Raw genomic sequence first — 14,518 nt, 5'->3', positions numbered from 1 at the left:
GGCCCGGTGCCGACGGCACCGGCCGACGAAGGAGGCCGGGGCCGGCGAGCACGCACCGGGCCACCAACACCGCCGCCCCGCCAGGGGCGTCCGCTCGGCCCGACGAAGGAGGGCCTGGTCCGCGCCAGCGGACCCCGGCCGCCCCGCGGCCGCCGGCCCCGAAGGGGCCCAACAGGTCGTCGCGCCGCCAGGCGCGTCCGCTACCGCCGCCGTACGGTCCCCGGCTCGGACCGGGGACCGTACGGCGTGGTTCAGCTCCGGCGGCGGTCCAGCATCTTCAGGACCACGCCCAGCGTGCCGACCACGACGAGTGCGGGGATGAGGTGCTGGATCAGCCACCACACACCGTCAAGGCCGATCGCGCCCCCCACGAACAGGGCACCGATGCCGACGATGATGGCCAGTCCGTACCGGCTTCCCTCGTTCTGGCGGGCGTTGTGGTTGTGGTTCCGGGGCATCTGCGTTTCTCCTCGTTGAAGGTTCGGGGGCCGGGAGGGGCTGCCACCCCTCCCGGCGGGTCTCGCTTAGCGGCGGACGGGCTCCAGACCCTGGGGCATCCCGTGGTTTGCCACGAACTCCATGACGCCCTTCGGGGAGTGCATGACGACCGGGGGAGTGCCCTTCTTGATCACGGCGATCCAGCCGAAGGGGCGGCGCTCGGCGGCGTACAGGTATCCGCGCTGCTGGAGTCCGCACAGTGCCTTGGTGGCCTGCAAGTTCTCCCGCGCCTGCTCGTCGGTGGTGGGGGTGTTCCGCATCGCGTCTCCCGGTGTTGAAGGTTCGGGCCGTTGCCGGGAGGGGCTGCCATCCCCTCCCGACATCCCTAATTCTGCCTTATATTGGGGTACGGGTCCAGTTGTTCACGTCCCCCGTTCGGGTGACCTGAGTCACACGAGGTTGCGGGCCTGGAGCACTCCGACGAACTGGCGGGCGACGGTGGCGACCTGGGCGCGCGGGCGGCGGACGGCCTGGAGCCCCAACAGGCGCTTCCCGCTGCGCTGGATGACGTACGGCTCGCCAACCGCCGGGATCGCAAGGGCAATGAGCCCTTCCGCCGTGTCGACGCGCACAACGGGCCCGTTGGTGACCGGGTCGATGCCGTGCCCGACGTTGTTGGTCGAAACGCCGTGCGCCTTGGTCAGCTCCTCGCTGATCGCGCGGGCCTCGATGATGCCGGACGCCGTGGCGGCGTCGATATCGGCGGGCTTCGCGGCGGGCCACTCGGGGGCGTCGGTCTCGGGCTTCACGGGCTGAGTGCTCATGCTGTGCGTCGTCCTTGCGGTGTTGAAGGTTCGGGGCTCGTCCGGGGCGGGCTGCCATCCCGCCCCGGACGGTGGGGCTCGTGCGGTGACTTACTCGGTGTCGAGCGCCCGGCGGTGCAGCTCGGCGTACGCGAGCGACTGACGCGCCCGGCTGAGGCGCTTCCGCCGGTCGTCCGGGGCGTACGCGTCCAGCTCGCCCCGCGCGATGGCGTCGACCATCCACACGGGGAGGGTGCCGAACGCGATACGCGCGGCCTCGTGCAGCTCGGCGAGCGTCGCGACCTGGGTGATCTCCTCCGGGGTCGGGAGGGGGTTCTCCCGCAGACACGGGCCGGTGAGGCCGGTCTCCATGTGGCACGTCATGCAGACGCGAGCGACGTTGAACAGGTCGTGAACGATCACGCCGTCCACCCAGACGGCGTCGTAGGCGTCCACGATCCAGTGCTTCGCGGTGCCGGTCTCGGTGTTCACGTGGTCTCCCTGGTGTTGAAGGTTCGGGCCTGTCGTCCGGGGCTGCCACCCTCTTCCGACATCACTAATTCTGCCTTATTTGAGTGCCTGAGTCCACCTGGAACAGTCCTCCGAACGGGTGACCTGCATCACATCTTTCCGCAGGTCAGCGGCGGTTTCCGTCCCCACCCGCGCGGGCCTGCCCGGCGGCCTCCGCCACAACTCCGCCCGGTGGTCGGGGGCTCCCCTCGGTCGGTCGGGCAGCTCCGCCGTACCGCCGGTTCTGCGGGGGGTGCCAGGCTCGCGAAGCGACCGCGAAGCGGCTCGGCCTGGCACCCCCCGCAGGTTCGGTGGTAGCCCGAAGGGTGCCCGTCCGGCCGAGGGGAGCCCCCGGCCACCCCCCAACCCCAGCCACTCCCCGGCCCGCACACACGCGACGAGCCCCCACCCCCTTGGGAGTAAGGGCCCGCCGGAGGCAGAAAATCGTGAAGCTCAGCCCCTCGTCAGAACGGGTCGCTGGCTGGCTTCGGCGTCGCGGGGGACGGGCTCGTTGTGGGCTGGGGAACGATGACCGGAGTTTCCTCCGCGGTCGCGGCCGCCGCGTCGTCGCCGGTTTCCACGGTCTCCTTCTCGTCGGCCTCGACCGGTTCCTCCTCGACCTCCGGAGGTTCCTCCTCCCAACCCTCGTACTCGGCGGCGCCGTCCGGCTCGCGCTCCGGGGTCGCCTCGATGGCCTCGACGTCCTTGCGGGCCGGCGGCGGGGTAAAGGGGAGTTCCTTCGTGAGGTCGACCGGCGGTTGCTGCTCGACCACCTCGTTCTGCTCTGCCTCCGGCACCGGGTACCTCGGGGCAAGAGCCATCTGCACCGTCTGGGAAGAGTCCTCCGGGTGACCGATGGCGACGATGGCCTCGCCGACACCCAATTCCCGTAGCTGGTTCGGGTGGACCTTGAAGCGGTCGACCTGACGCAGGGAGCCGACTCCGGACCCGGCCGTGGTCGAGCCGAGAACGCCGATGTCCTCCTGGACCTGAAGCGTCTCCTCCCACCCCTCGTACGTCCCCAGCAGTTCGGAAACCTGCTCCGCAGACGCCTTGGTGCGGTGCAGGATCAGCACGTCCGCGTTGGTGAGCACGGCCGCCAGGAACGCGTCGGACACGTCGGCCAGGTCCGCCAGGTCCTGGGTGCACACGAACAGACCGCCGCCGGCGGCACGCAACCGCTGGAACAGCCCCGTCATCGTGCTGCCCCCGAGCCCGCTGAACTCATCGACGCCCGCGATGAACAGTCCGCCGTTCTCCCCGAAGTTCTCCGTCAGCAGCCGGTCTCCGACCGATCCGAGGTCGGTCAGGAACAGGTTGCCGATCTGCCGCGCCGCCTTCGCGTCGGTGTTCGCCGCGAGGGAGAACAGGACGATGTCGCCGCGCTTGACCGACTCGTAGAGGTCGACACCGTCCGGCGTCTCGATCAGGACGCGGCCGGCGTCGCCCGACACCAGGTTCCGGATACGGGTGGCCAGGCCCGGGATCGACCGCTTCAGATCCTTGGCCTCGGTGTTGAGGTAGTTCAGGTAGTCGCCCAGTTCCTTCTGCAGCCGCGGCGAGAAGTGGTTCGTCCGGGAGCCGAGCGACTTCAGCGTCAGCAGACGGGCCAGGTCGGGGAGGTCGCGGCGCCAGGCCCGCGTCGTCCCGTCGGGGAACATCTCGGTGACGCTTCCGCGGACCAGGTCGTCCAGTGCCCGGACGGCGTACAGCAGGAACTCTTCGGCGGCCTCTCGGTGGTGCGGCTCGGAGAACCCGCCGCCGGCCACCTGGTCCAGGCACTCCACGATCCGGCTGCGGATCTGCTCGGCGGAACCGTGCCGGATAGGGTTGTACGTCGTACCCGCCCCGGTGACCGTCACCAGTTTGAACCGGCGCCCTGCGTGATGTGCCCCTCCGGCCATCGCCTCGATCAGCATGGGGTCCGCCTTCATGTCGGCGAACAGAAACCCGATCCCCAGGGGCCGCGCGTGCGAACTGACCACCAGCTCGTACACCAACTGCTCGATCGTGCGGGACTTTCCGTATCCGGACGCTCCGGGGATGAATCCGTGTCGCCTCATCGCACGGCCGCTGATCTCACACGCCTCGCCGGTCATCTTGTCGACGCCCAGCCGGATACGCAGGTCGTCCAAACTCTGCGCCGGGGGACGGTCGTCGTTCTGCGCGAGCTCCCGCAGCTTCGCCTCGATCCGCTTCTGCGGCACCGGGTCCTTCACCGTCCGCCATTCCGCCTGGAACTTTGCTCGCCGGATGAGCCACGCTCCGCCGACCCCGGCCGCGACGGTCACGCTGAACGGAATCTGGTTGCCCACCCAGCCCACCCAGTTCTCCTGGGCGAGTTCTGCCAGTGCGGCCCGGTTCGGGCTGTCCCAGATCGCCGTCCCCAGTTCGCGGTACGGCACCAGGTACCACCGGAAGAAGCCGATCAACGCACCGACGACTACGGCAACCCAACCAGCCCAGCACACCCAGTGCCGGGCCCGCAGCGGGAAGCGGCGGCCAGCCGCGACCAGGACCAGCACGAGAATCGCCACGACCGGATTCAGGACGGCCAGGACCACCCCCGCCGCCCTCGCCACGGCCTCACCCGAGTTCGGGTTGATGGGCTGCGAACCCTGCCACTTCGTCGTAGGCCCGCCTGCGATGTTCCCTCGTGCTCGCTGGCTTCGTGGCGTACTCACTCTGCTCCCCGTTCTTCTACATCCCAGACGCGGACAAAGATCTTCTGTCCCCGCCCCAGCTCCACGGCGGAAGCGTTCGCTTCCTCCGCGGCCAACTCCACGTTCTTCAGCAGTTTCGGAAAGGCCCAGTACATGGCGTAACTGATGTGATCGGCGTTGACGTACAGCAGCATGTTCCTCACGAGACGCGGCCGCGGCTTCCGGGTTCGCTCCAGCTCGTGGGCCCACACAGTTCCGTCCGGACGTAGCCCAACCAGATCCGGGTAACGGCGGCCGCGCTCGTTCTCGCCGGTCGACACCGCGTAGGTCGGCTCCGTACTCGTGTACTGGTTCGGCGTATCGCGAGCACGGATCTCCCGCTCGGTGACCAGCTCGTCGTCCGGCCTGATGCTGTTGATGTGCTGGGCCAGGTCAATGACGGCCAGGTCGTGGTTGTACTCCTTGATGTTCGGCGCCCCCGCGCTCCCAGGAATGTTCAGAAGTTCCGTCGCGTACTTCGTCAGCCAGAACACCTGAGCTCGCCGTCCGGGAAGCTGGCCGGCCGACAACAGACCCATCGACGTCAGAGCCCGGAGCCTGCGGTAGACCACCTGACGTGACGGCAGAACTCCACCCTCTCCCGTGAACTGCCGCGTGACCTGCTCTGCCGTTACGCCGTACCACCGACCGATCCACTCCAGAACCGGCACGTCCCGCTCGGTGAGTCGCCAGTTCTTGCCCTTGGGCACCACCACTTCGCGGACTACAACCTCCACGACAACCAACTCCCACCGTTACTTACGAACGCACGCCGTGCGGCACACGGCAAAACTCTGAGGTTCAAACCGACCTCGCCCGCCCGCAGGGGCCGAGGAACGAGAGCCCCTGCCGTGGTGGCCGACGTAGGAGGCCACCACCAGATCAAAGCAGCCGACCCCGCCAGGGGTCGACCAAGGTCCGGCGCCCTGGTGGCAGACCAAAGGCCCCCCCGGGGCCGACGTCTGCCACCAGGTGAACGCCGCCGGACCACTAAACGCCGCCCGAAGGGCGCCCACCTCTCTAACCTCGATCCGCCCCGGCGGAAACTCCCGCACCCGCCAGCAACCCACCACCGAACTAACTCGACGGCTCGCCGCCGACCGGAGCAAACGAACCCACACCCGCAAGACGCGGAACTCGCCGCAGGTGGTGACGTTGCATCACGACCGGACAGATCAGAGCCGGTCGCCGTCCCCACACCGGCCTACCTGCTGGGCGACCCCTCCTCGCGAACCCGCACCCCCCGCCGGCTACGTACGTCCCCACCGGCTTCAAGTTCCGCTGCCACCCCCGCCCCCCGTAACTCACCAGCGACAACTTGCAGATACCACTCCGCCGTACGCCCCACCGGCCCACTCTAGTTCTTAAAATCTTCTCTCTCTTCTCTTGTCTTTCGTCTTTGTCTTTGTCTTTTGCCCTTGTCTTTGTCCTTCGTCTTTGTCTTTCACTCTCTCTCACTCACTCTTCCTCTCCTCCTCTCAGTTCTTCTCCTACCTCCACCACACTCAACCTGTGCTCCCCCCACCCACTCTGATCTGAACCCACGTGCTGCACCGAGACCACCCACTTCCTGAGGGACGATGGGAGTGGGTGGTCTCGGTGCAGCACGTGGAAAAGGGCAGGTCAGAGTGGGTGGGGGGAGCACCCTTTGTCACACCCTGTTTTACACATGGTTTTACACCCTGCGGCAAACTCCGAGTTTGCTAGCAGGGTTCGCGCTGCCGAACTGGCGGGCGGCTACCCGGGGATACTCACCTAGGCGGCCGCTCCCCACTTCGCCATGTACCGGCGCTCGCGCAACTCGGTGACCCTGGCCTTCTGCTGGGCCGGCGTCAGCTCACGGAAACGCGCCTTCCACTCGTCTCGACGGCTCTTCCTCTCCTCCGCAGGCAAACTCGCCCACCACTGCTCGCGACGGCTCTGGTCGGCCGCTGCACGCCTCTGGAGGGCCCTCTCCTTCTGCTCCTGCCAACGGCGCTGCAGCTTCTCCCTGGTGGCCTCCCAGGACCTCGCGAAGTCACTTCGCTCGCGCTCGATCCGTGCTGCCGTTGCTGCCTTCCGCTGGGTCATGGAGCGCAGTTCCCGAACGGCCTGACCGGTGAGCGCCCAGCCCTTCCGTCCGGCCTGGGCGATGCGGAGCTTCTTGAGCACCTGGAGGCCGGTCTCCACGTTCTCCAGCTGGGCCCGGGTCGGTGTGGGGGTGGGGTGGTAGCCGCTGAGGGTGTGGAGCTGGGTGACCGTCAGGGGGCCGGGGTGGAGGGCCAGGGTCGTAGCGAGGCTGAACCAGGAGCGGCTGCGGGGGGCGGGGGTGTGACTACAAGGTGGTTCAGAAGTTTCAGCACGGAAGTCCAGGGTCAGCAGGTTCAGGCTGAACTCGTGCGACGCCTTGGGGCCCATGCTCTGGTCGTACGTCCGGGTCCGGATGAGGACTCCGTCCTCCACGAACGCGTCCAGGGCGGCCCGGATGGTGTTCCGGGACTTCCCCGTGTCGTTCTCCAGATCGCGTTCCGGCAGCGGCCGGCAGGCCAGTCCCTGACGCGCCATACGGTCCCCGATGGCCGCGAGGATGTGTTCCCTGCTGTGCCGCGTGGCGGTGGTCCAGTTCGGCCAGTGGAGTTTCCGAACGCCTGCCAGAAGCGGGCCTGTGACCTTCTTCCAGCGCTCGGACGGGGATTTCCCTGTCCGGCTGTTCCGGTGGTCGTCTACGTACTCGACAGCCGCGTTCCAGACGTGCTTCACCCACCACCGGTGGCCGCGCTTGCGGGCACGCGAGAAACCGAGGTGTGCGGGGTCGCTGACCACCTGCCAGACGGCGTCGGCGTCGAACCCCGCGATGATGAGGCGGGCCGTGGAAAGAAGTTCGCTGAGAGACCGGTCCATCCAGTAATCGGTGCCGGGCTTACGAAGACGCTCCCAGAACTCCCCCTCCGGAATCGTGGAGATACGACGCTGCCAGGGAGTTGCCGGAACCTCCTTTCGCAGAGTTGTGACCGGCCGCGTGTACTGGGGCATGTTCATGGCCCACGACGGCAGCGTGTTGGCGGCTCCCTCCACGAACTCGGGGAGGTCGACGCGGCCGCTCTTGCGGTGCGGCGCGGAGAGCGGACGGAGGGTACGGCGCCAGTCGATCTGACGGGCCGTGGCACCCCAGTGCGCGCGGACGGTCTCCACCGTCGTCTTGAACTCGGCGCGGGCGGCCTGGGTACGGAAACACGCGATCAGGTGCCAGCGGCCGGCGCCGCCGCCCGAACGTCGGGTGACGAACCAGCCGTCCAGTTCTCCGGCCCGGCTGGTGAGGTGTTCGAGCGCGCTGGTGCTCCAGTCGTCGTCGTCGCCGTCGATGTCCACGGCGACCGCGCTCTCCCGGAGGGTCGCGACGTAGGAGGCTGCGCGGCCGGTGCGGACGAACTCGGCGGCCTCACTGAGGAACTTCAGCGGCCGGTCAGTGGCCACCTTCGAGTTTCCGCTGTCGATGCAGAAGACGGGGGCAGCGAACAGGAGATCGTCCAGCAGCAGGGCGGCCACGCGGGCTCGCTCGGCTGCGCTCTCGGTGTTGTCCTCCGCCTTCTGCAGGGGCAGCGTCGGAGTGCTGGGAAGGGGGAACAGCGGCTCGGTGGCCGCGGCCCTGTGCGTACGGGGCTCGGCGGTGGGTACTCCCGTGAACGGCGCGCGTGACACACCGCTTTCGGGCAAGGAGGTGCCGGCCCGGGGACCTGTGGCTATGATGGTCTCCAGAACTGAACGACATCAGGCAGCACAAAGCCCGCATCGGGCGGTGTCGCCGACGTCGATGGAAAAGGCCCTGATCAGCTCACTGGCGACCAAACCGATCGCTGACAGTGCCTTGGGATTCAGTTTTCGTATGGCCCCGCGGGTGAGTCCCCGGGGCGTGTATCAGTTACGTCGATATGCCCCCATGGCGACTACCCCGAGGGAGGGGTGCGTCCTGAGCCGGGTTGGACGGGCGCTGTGCACCCTCGATCCCCTCGATCTCCTTCTTCACCATCTCGGCTGTGCGCTTCCAGTCCAGCGGCTCGTCGCCGCGCAGCACCAGGTGCTCCACGACGGCGCCGATAAGACCAGCGGCAGCCAGGCGGGGGTGAATCTCCCGCAGCTTCGGGATCAGGGCCTCTGCCACCACCGGCGGCAAGTTGACGGTGATCCGCCAGTTCTCGCCGGAGGCAGGGTCATAGGCGCTCTCACGATTCGTGAGCATCCGCTTGTTCCCAGTCCCGGCCATGATCCGTATCCTGCCATCTCCGACCCCTTCCGTGCATCACGAATCACGCGTGTCGGAGCACTTTTTTCACGTCCGCCCCGCCCTGCTCAGCGCGGAATGTCCGGTCTTCGGCCTGTTCGTATCGGCTTGCCACCGTGGCGCCGGCGCGTCAACGATGGCGGGGTGTCCGTCCTTCGCGAGGGTGACGGCTCGTCACCCTCGCTCTCTGTAAGCGTTGGACCGGATGTCGGCTCCTACGGCAGTGCTGCACGCTGCCCTCAGCCTCGCGACACTCTGGACGTACGACGGCCCCCTCGGCGGAGAGCCGAAGGGACCGGGATGCGCTGCGGCCAGGTCGCACTGCTGGAACGTGGCTGGGACATGCGCGGGGTTCCGCGATGACGTCCCAGTCGTTGAACTCGTAGTGACGACAACCGGAGTTCTGGGGATCTGTTGGAAGCGCTCGTTCAGGAACCCAGCGCTGACGTGAGTTTCTGAGAACGAACGCTCAGCCGGTCAGTCGCTATCCCTCCGGGAGACGACCAACTGGTGACTGCCGGGCACGTCGGCACGGACGCGCGTGACGAAACCCCGCCGCCGCAGCACCCGGTCGATCGCGGCTGCCATCGCCGCTTCGGTTTCGTCCTGCAGCTGCACGTCGGGGTGCTCGTCCTCCTCGCGATCGATGGCGTCGGCGGCCTGCTTCAGCAACTCCGCGCTGCACGCCCACCCCACGATGACGGCCCCCAATTCGCGGGACTCCACGACGTCCACGCCGCCGCCGGCGCTGACCGGAGTAGAAGGGAGATCACTCAGGGGAAGGCCCGCGAGCTGAAGCGTGCGGTACACCTCGATCCGCAGGGCCTCGACATCGTCCACCGTGTTCTCCGCTCTTCCCGGCTCCCGTGTGCCGCTGCCGCGGCCCCCGGAGAAACGCTACTGGTCACACCGGTTTCTCAGCAGCAGCGCACTGGTGCACGACTGCGGGAACCAGCCAACCGTCCGGGAAACCCGTTCCCTGTTCGGCGCGGGCGTCCGCCCGGTACGGTCTGCCGTATGCCGGACAACGCCCTCGCGCCCTCCCCGCTCGCCATCCCGGGCCTGCCCACACCGTGCTGCCTCGACGGCCGCGACCTCATGAAGACGTGGGTCACCGCCTATGGCGCTGCCGTGAACTCCGGCGAGGCGGCCCGGGAGGTGTTCGATGCTGAGATCGCGTGGACCACGCACCAACTGGTTGTGCACCGGTTGAATCCACCCCGGGTGGACGGCTGCCACAACTGCGTGGAGTGGGCGGCGAACCTGGGGCTGGGCCCGGACGATTCTCCGGACCTCGACCACCCCGTAGAGTACGAGGCGGCCGAGCACGCGGTCCGCCATCAGGTCTTCGACCCAATGGTTCGGCACTTCAGCGGCGGCCGTCACACTTTCGTCTGACCAGGACCTGCGACCATGCCAGAACCCGCCGCTACCCGCGATCGGCAGGACCGTACGACGGCGGCCGGACTGACCGGCACCGCCGCGGTGTGCGTCGTCCTCGCGGCCGGCTCAGGGCACCGGTGGCTGGTACTCGTCGCGGCGGGTGCACTGTTCGGCGCCGTGATGGTGTATCGCCGGGTCATGCGCGGTGCTTACGCGTACTGGGTCGCCTGGGCGGTGTCTCCCGTCCTGAGCCTGCTACTGCTGTGGGCCCAGCCCTCCTACCTCCGCGATGCGGCCGCACTGCTCGCCCTGCCGTGGGCCGGGCTGAGTGCTGTGGTCGCGCTCGTGCTGTTCGTGCTGTGGCGTTCTCGCCGCGGCGGTCATCTGGACTGGGTGGTGTGGCACCCCGACCTCGGCCTCCTTCGGCGCGAGCAGACGAAGCGGGCGGCCCTCGACTGGGCCCGGTGGCACTACCGCGAGCCGAGCCTGATCGACCGCCTCGACCGGGCTCCGGAACTCGCGCGGCAACGTCCGCTCTACCCGTACGCTGACCGGCCGCTGAAACAAGCCGACCGGCCGCAGGAGTCGCTGTGACCCGGCCTCCAGAGGACGGGGCGAGGGACCGCGCCGGGGCAGGGGTCGCCGCGTTGGGTGCCACCGCTCCCGACTGGGACGCGGTGGACGCTCTCCTAAGCCGCGAGGCGCAGGGACATGGTCGCGCTCTGCTCCCAGTCCGGGACACTGTCGACGTACTCCCAGAACGCCCGGCTCTTGGGTGCGTGACGGGAGTGGATGGCGACCTGGTGCGGTGGCTTCTTGCTGCGCAGGGCGGCCTGGATGAACCCGCGCCTCATGCTGTGCCCGGTGATGCGGCGGCCCTGCTGCAGAGCACGGCGGAGGCGGAGTCGCCAGCCGGAGAGGATGCTGCTGGCCTCGGCCTCGCTGTCGGTCGCCGCCGCGGCGGCGACCGCCTCCGCGCGGTCTTCCCAGACCTCGGCGACCGCCCGTTCGTCCTCGTCCTTGATGAGCCCGGCCGCGCGGGCGGCCGTCTTGATGATGGTCCGCACGGTCCGGGCGGTGATGCCGCCCTGGCGGTCGGCGTCGTCGTTGCGGCGGCCGGCGGCGTCCGCGCCGATCTTCCCGTGCCGGTCGATCCGGCGGAGGAGGGGACCGTCCGTGAGTTGCCCGGCATCGGCGAGGACGTCGAACCACCGGCGCACGGCGGTGACCGGGCACAACTCCGGTGCGTCCAGGGGCGCCAGGATGCGGACGGTCTCGCCCTCGGCGTCCTGGTCCGCCTTGGACTCCCTGACCTCGACCTCCAGCGCGGGAACCTCGTGGATCTCCCCGGTCTCCTCGTCCGTCAGCTCCACGGTGAGGATGCGGATGTCGTGGATGTTGAGGGCGGCCGGCTCGCTGCACCGCCCGGCCATCCACCAGTCGAGCACCAGCGTGACCGCGTCCCGCGCCCCGCGCGGGGTGCTCACGTTCAGGGTGGCGACCATGCGCCGCAGGTCTTCCGGGGTCACGCCGTCCGCCTTCAGCGGGCCGGGACGGACACCCCCGATCCCCTTCGCCTCATGCTTGGCGCGTCCCCGGATGACGCCCTCGATCGCCTTCAACTCCTCAGCGTCCAGCGGCGATCCGTCCAGCGCACGCATCCCGCGCAGGGTGCCCGACATCGCTTGCAGCGTCTTGACCGGGTGCCCCCGGTCGGCCAGGGCGGCGATGAACGACGCCACGGCGCCGCGCTCGGCGGTGTGCCAGTCGACGTCGCTGCACCACTGCGCGTACTCGTGCCAGCGCCAGGCCCGCGCGTCCCGGCTCGACCGCGGGACGCTCTCCTCGAACCACTTGGCGGCGGACGCCGACAGGCGCATTCCGGTCCTGGTGGTCACCGTCTCCATCTGCCGGGCGATGGGGCGAGACGGCGGGAGGGCGATGTCAGTGCTGGTCACGGCAGGGGCCTCCGGGTCTTACTTCCGCTTGGTGCGGGTCGGCGGGAGCATGGCGCGTACGGCGGCCGCCGCGTCCTGGGCGGCCTGGTGGACGGCTTCGGCGCCCGTGCCAGACGCCCGGGTCATCGCCTTCAGCGCGTTCAGCAGCGTGGCGACGGGGTCCGGGGTGCCGTCGAGCGGCTGGGCTCGGTAGACCAGCACGGCTTCGCCCGGGTCGGACGGCAGCGTGGCGGGGAAGATCTCGACCTCCATCCGGCCGGCGCGGTAGGCGAATGCGATCTCCAACCGACGTCGCTCGTCCGGCAGCCCGGTCAGGTCGAACTCCTCGCCGTCCAGCAGCAGTTCCACCAGGGGGAAGACGGCGATGCCGCGTCCGCTCCGCAGGGCGGTGTGGACGCGGGTCTTGATCGCTTCGGCCTCGGGCCCCCACCCCTGGGTGCGGGCCTGCTCGTAGGTCTGGCTCACCGGCCCGTGCCCTCCGTGCCCTGGGTGTCGTTGTTCAGGGTGCGCATCTTTTCCTGCACTTCCGCGGCGGTCAGCCGGATCAGGCGGTCTCCCCGGAAGGGCTCGTCCGGCGGGGAGGGGAGGGGGAGAACTGCGGTGGGAGCATCCGCTGGTACGGCCGGTCTGCCGTACACCGCCTTCAGTGCGTCGGTCAGCGCGTCGTGCCGTGCGGCACCCCGGGCGACGCCTTCGAGACATGCCGTCAGCTTCCGGGCCTGCGCGCTCAACGGCGCCCCGGCTGCGGCCAGTCGCCCCAGTTCCGCGGCCGCGACGGCAACCTCCTCGGCGAGACGCTGCACATTCCCGGCGGCCGTGGCGATCTGCTCGTCCAGCCGGTCCCGCCCGGCCTCCGCCCGGGTGTACGGGGCGGTCACCGCGCGCCCTGCCGGTCGCGGGCGGCCCGGATCGGAGCACACCGCCCGCAGGTTTTCACCGAGCACACCGGAGCATCCCCCGACCGCCACCGGTACTCGTGACAGTGCTGGTCACGGCCGGTCTGGGGCACCTGCTCCAGGGCGGTCCGGATCGCCTCGCGGGCCTCGTCCAGCGCGGCGGGCCGGCTGGGGGCCTCCTGCAGAAGCTCCAGCGCCCGGCTCAGGGACGCCCTGCCGGACGCCAGGCCGGGCAGCTCGGCGAGCGGGACCAGGTCCCCGCGCTGGGCGTCCGCTGCATCGGCCTCCATGCACCACCGGCCGTACGGCATCCGGTCGCCGGTCACTCGCCGTTCTCCGGCCGCTCGACGGTGAACTCGACCCGCTGGACGCCGAAGTCGTCCGTGACGGCCCGCTCCTCGTACGAGAGGCCGGCGGCGTCCAGTTGGGCCCGCGTCTGGTCGACGGCGCTGGTCTTCCCGCTGTTCAGCGGGCCCAGGATGGCGGCCCCCTCGGCGCCGTCCAGGATCGTCACCGGTCCGCCGCCGAACAGCTCGGGCGACACCAAGGGCTGGACGGACACCGTCTTCTCCTCGCCTCCCCGGGCGATGCCGCGTCGATCGACCACCGTGGTGGTCCACCCGGTGAGGTCGCCCTGCGGGTCGGTGTCGACCAGGCCGGTGGCCCGGCCTTCGCGGGCGAGCTGGTCGAGCAGTTCCGGGCCGCTGACGCCGCGGCGGTCGGCTTCGGCCTGAAGCAGCCGCTGGACGTCCTCGGCCGACCGGCCGGGCTCCTCGGTCTCGTCTCGCTCCGGCATCGCCGCCCCCTCCGGTAGTTGTCAGCGCCTGTTGTAGGCGTCTGCAAGCGCGCTGTTTCTGATTTCCGCTAAGGAGACGGTATCGGAAATCAGCCCGCTGGCAGGGGCCTTCGGCGTCGCCCGGACGGGTACTTCGGCTGTCTAACGGTTCTGTGAGAGCGATTCTCCGCTCCGGCGCCCGCGCGGCCGGTGGGCCGGTGCCCGCTCTCGTCGGCGCGCGAGGGGAGAAGGCAGCGACGGCGGCGGCCGGAGGGGCGATCCGCTGTGTGCCGTTCTGCGGGATTCGCTGCCGGACCCAGTAGGCACCTGCACTGAAATGAAACCTCTGCCTCAGATCGGCGTGTGTCGGATCATGCCTGATCAAACCCCATGCCGAATCAATTTCATTGCGTTGCATTGCATTACGTTTCATTACATTGCATTGCGATCTTGAAGCGGGTTCGACTACACTGCGGAGTCGGGTCGGTACACCGGTCTTCGCTGAGAGCCGTCCTGCTGCACATGTTGGAAGTTCCGCACAGTGGCAAAGGGGAGGACAACAAGGTGAAGAACCGCCATCGGTCTGTGAGGCGGGTCGCTACGGCGGCCGCCGCGGCGGGCATTGCCGTACTCGTTGCCGGGTGCTCATCCCAGGACGAAGGGGAGAGGGGCGCATCCGGTGACGGTGGCGCCTCCGACACCACGGCGGCCGCCGTGCAGGTCGCCCGGACCTACCAGAGCGCGGTCAACGACGACGACTGGGCGAAGGCGTGCGGCCTGCGGACCGAGCGCTAC

General features: G+C 69.1%; 16 protein-coding genes and 1 pseudogene. 3 read left to right on the top strand and 14 right to left on the bottom strand.

Going from position 1 to position 14,518, the window contains the following annotated elements:
* Positions 1 to 251 precede the first annotated feature (251 nt).
* The 9 genes from ABZ532_RS30475 to ABZ532_RS30435 form a co-directional block, all read right to left on the bottom strand.
* Complete coding sequence (locus ABZ532_RS30475) at positions 252 to 458, bottom strand: hypothetical protein (RefSeq protein WP_361290946.1); 207 nt, start codon at positions 456 to 458, stop codon at positions 252 to 254.
* A 66-nt stretch (positions 459 to 524) separates the two neighbouring features.
* Positions 525 to 758, bottom strand: a complete 234-nt coding sequence (locus ABZ532_RS30470; RefSeq protein ID WP_361290943.1) for a hypothetical protein — start codon at positions 756 to 758, stop codon at positions 525 to 527.
* 129 nt (positions 759 to 887) lie between these two features.
* The gene (locus tag ABZ532_RS30465) at positions 888 to 1,262 is read right to left on the bottom strand and encodes a hypothetical protein (protein ID WP_361290940.1); all 375 of its coding nucleotides are present in this window, start codon (positions 1,260 to 1,262) and stop codon (positions 888 to 890) included.
* 90 nt (positions 1,263 to 1,352) lie between these two features.
* The gene (locus tag ABZ532_RS30460; RefSeq protein ID WP_030795580.1) at positions 1,353 to 1,733 is read right to left on the bottom strand and encodes a hypothetical protein; all 381 of its coding nucleotides are present in this window, start codon (positions 1,731 to 1,733) and stop codon (positions 1,353 to 1,355) included.
* 482 nt (positions 1,734 to 2,215) lie between these two features.
* Positions 2,216 to 4,435 (bottom strand): hypothetical protein, encoded by a 2,220-nt coding sequence (locus tag ABZ532_RS30455; protein WP_361290936.1) that lies wholly within the window; start codon positions 4,433 to 4,435, stop codon positions 2,216 to 2,218.
* Complete coding sequence (locus ABZ532_RS30450; protein ID WP_361290933.1) at positions 4,432 to 5,190, bottom strand: replication-relaxation family protein; 759 nt, start codon at positions 5,188 to 5,190, stop codon at positions 4,432 to 4,434. The genes ABZ532_RS30455 and ABZ532_RS30450 overlap by 4 nt, the downstream gene beginning before the upstream one ends.
* Before the next feature lie 1,018 nt (positions 5,191 to 6,208).
* The gene (locus ABZ532_RS30445; RefSeq protein WP_361290930.1) at positions 6,209 to 8,131 is read right to left on the bottom strand and encodes a hypothetical protein; all 1,923 of its coding nucleotides are present in this window, start codon (positions 8,129 to 8,131) and stop codon (positions 6,209 to 6,211) included.
* Between the two features lie 220 nt (positions 8,132 to 8,351).
* Complete coding sequence (locus ABZ532_RS30440; RefSeq protein ID WP_361290927.1) at positions 8,352 to 8,693, bottom strand: hypothetical protein; 342 nt, start codon at positions 8,691 to 8,693, stop codon at positions 8,352 to 8,354.
* A gap of 495 nt (positions 8,694 to 9,188) precedes the next feature.
* The gene (locus ABZ532_RS30435) at positions 9,189 to 9,551 is read right to left on the bottom strand and encodes a hypothetical protein (RefSeq protein ID WP_361290924.1); all 363 of its coding nucleotides are present in this window, start codon (positions 9,549 to 9,551) and stop codon (positions 9,189 to 9,191) included.
* A 177-nt stretch (positions 9,552 to 9,728) separates the two neighbouring features.
* On the opposite strand from ABZ532_RS30435, the gene ABZ532_RS30430 reads away from it, so the two are divergent.
* Complete coding sequence (locus ABZ532_RS30430) at positions 9,729 to 10,109, top strand: hypothetical protein (protein ID WP_361290921.1); 381 nt, start codon at positions 9,729 to 9,731, stop codon at positions 10,107 to 10,109.
* A gap of 15 nt (positions 10,110 to 10,124) precedes the next feature.
* Positions 10,125 to 10,688, top strand: a complete 564-nt coding sequence (locus ABZ532_RS30425; RefSeq protein ID WP_361290918.1) for a hypothetical protein — start codon at positions 10,125 to 10,127, stop codon at positions 10,686 to 10,688.
* 95 nt (positions 10,689 to 10,783) lie between these two features.
* On the opposite strand, the gene ABZ532_RS30420 is transcribed toward ABZ532_RS30425, so the two are convergent.
* The 5 genes from ABZ532_RS30420 to ABZ532_RS30400 are packed head-to-tail and all read right to left on the bottom strand — an operon-like array spanning position 10,784 to position 13,744.
* Positions 10,784 to 12,052, bottom strand: a complete 1,269-nt coding sequence (locus ABZ532_RS30420) for a hypothetical protein (RefSeq protein WP_361290915.1) — start codon at positions 12,050 to 12,052, stop codon at positions 10,784 to 10,786.
* Between the two features lie 18 nt (positions 12,053 to 12,070).
* Positions 12,071 to 12,517, bottom strand: coding sequence for a hypothetical protein (locus ABZ532_RS30415; RefSeq protein ID WP_030795180.1), 447 nt, complete (start codon positions 12,515 to 12,517; stop codon positions 12,071 to 12,073).
* Positions 12,514 to 12,930 (bottom strand): hypothetical protein, encoded by a 417-nt coding sequence (locus ABZ532_RS30410; protein ID WP_361290912.1) that lies wholly within the window; start codon positions 12,928 to 12,930, stop codon positions 12,514 to 12,516. Before ABZ532_RS30410 ends, ABZ532_RS30415 begins: the two co-directional genes overlap by 4 nt.
* Positions 12,927 to 13,274 carry a hypothetical protein gene (locus ABZ532_RS30405; RefSeq protein ID WP_030795186.1) on the bottom strand — a complete coding sequence of 116 codons (348 nt, stop codon included), beginning with the start codon at positions 13,272 to 13,274 and terminating at the stop codon, positions 12,927 to 12,929. Before ABZ532_RS30405 ends, ABZ532_RS30410 begins: the two co-directional genes overlap by 4 nt.
* Entirely contained in the window at positions 13,271 to 13,744 is a 474-nt protein-coding gene (locus ABZ532_RS30400) for a hypothetical protein (protein WP_030795189.1), read from the bottom strand. Before ABZ532_RS30400 ends, ABZ532_RS30405 begins: the two co-directional genes overlap by 4 nt.
* A 564-nt stretch (positions 13,745 to 14,308) precedes the next feature.
* Between ABZ532_RS30400 and ABZ532_RS30395 the strand changes: the two are divergent.
* A pseudogene (locus ABZ532_RS30395) lies at positions 14,309 to 14,518 on the top strand (hypothetical protein); the annotation flags it as partial.

It is taken from the genome of Streptomyces sp. NPDC019396 (assembly GCF_040632375.1).
In the GTDB taxonomy this organism is placed as follows: domain Bacteria; phylum Actinomycetota; class Actinomycetes; order Streptomycetales; family Streptomycetaceae; genus Streptomyces.
Note: the sequence above shows the minus strand (reverse complement) of the source record. Positions and strands in the feature narration are given on the sequence as shown.

Coding starts and splice junctions, on each gene's coding strand:
- ABZ532_RS30475 (WP_361290946.1), bottom strand. CDS start 458: ATGCCCCGGAACCACAACCACAACGCCCGCCAGAACGAGGGAAGCCGG.
- ABZ532_RS30470 (WP_361290943.1), bottom strand. CDS start 758: ATGCGGAACACCCCCACCACCGACGAGCAGGCGCGGGAGAACTTGCAG.
- ABZ532_RS30465 (WP_361290940.1), bottom strand. CDS start 1,262: ATGAGCACTCAGCCCGTGAAGCCCGAGACCGACGCCCCCGAGTGGCCC.
- ABZ532_RS30440 (WP_361290927.1), bottom strand. CDS start 8,693: ATGGCCGGGACTGGGAACAAGCGGATGCTCACGAATCGTGAGAGCGCC.
- ABZ532_RS30430 (WP_361290921.1), top strand. CDS start 9,729: ATGCCGGACAACGCCCTCGCGCCCTCCCCGCTCGCCATCCCGGGCCTG.
- ABZ532_RS30425 (WP_361290918.1), top strand. CDS start 10,125: ATGCCAGAACCCGCCGCTACCCGCGATCGGCAGGACCGTACGACGGCG.
- ABZ532_RS30400 (WP_030795189.1), bottom strand. CDS start 13,744: ATGCCGGAGCGAGACGAGACCGAGGAGCCCGGCCGGTCGGCCGAGGAC.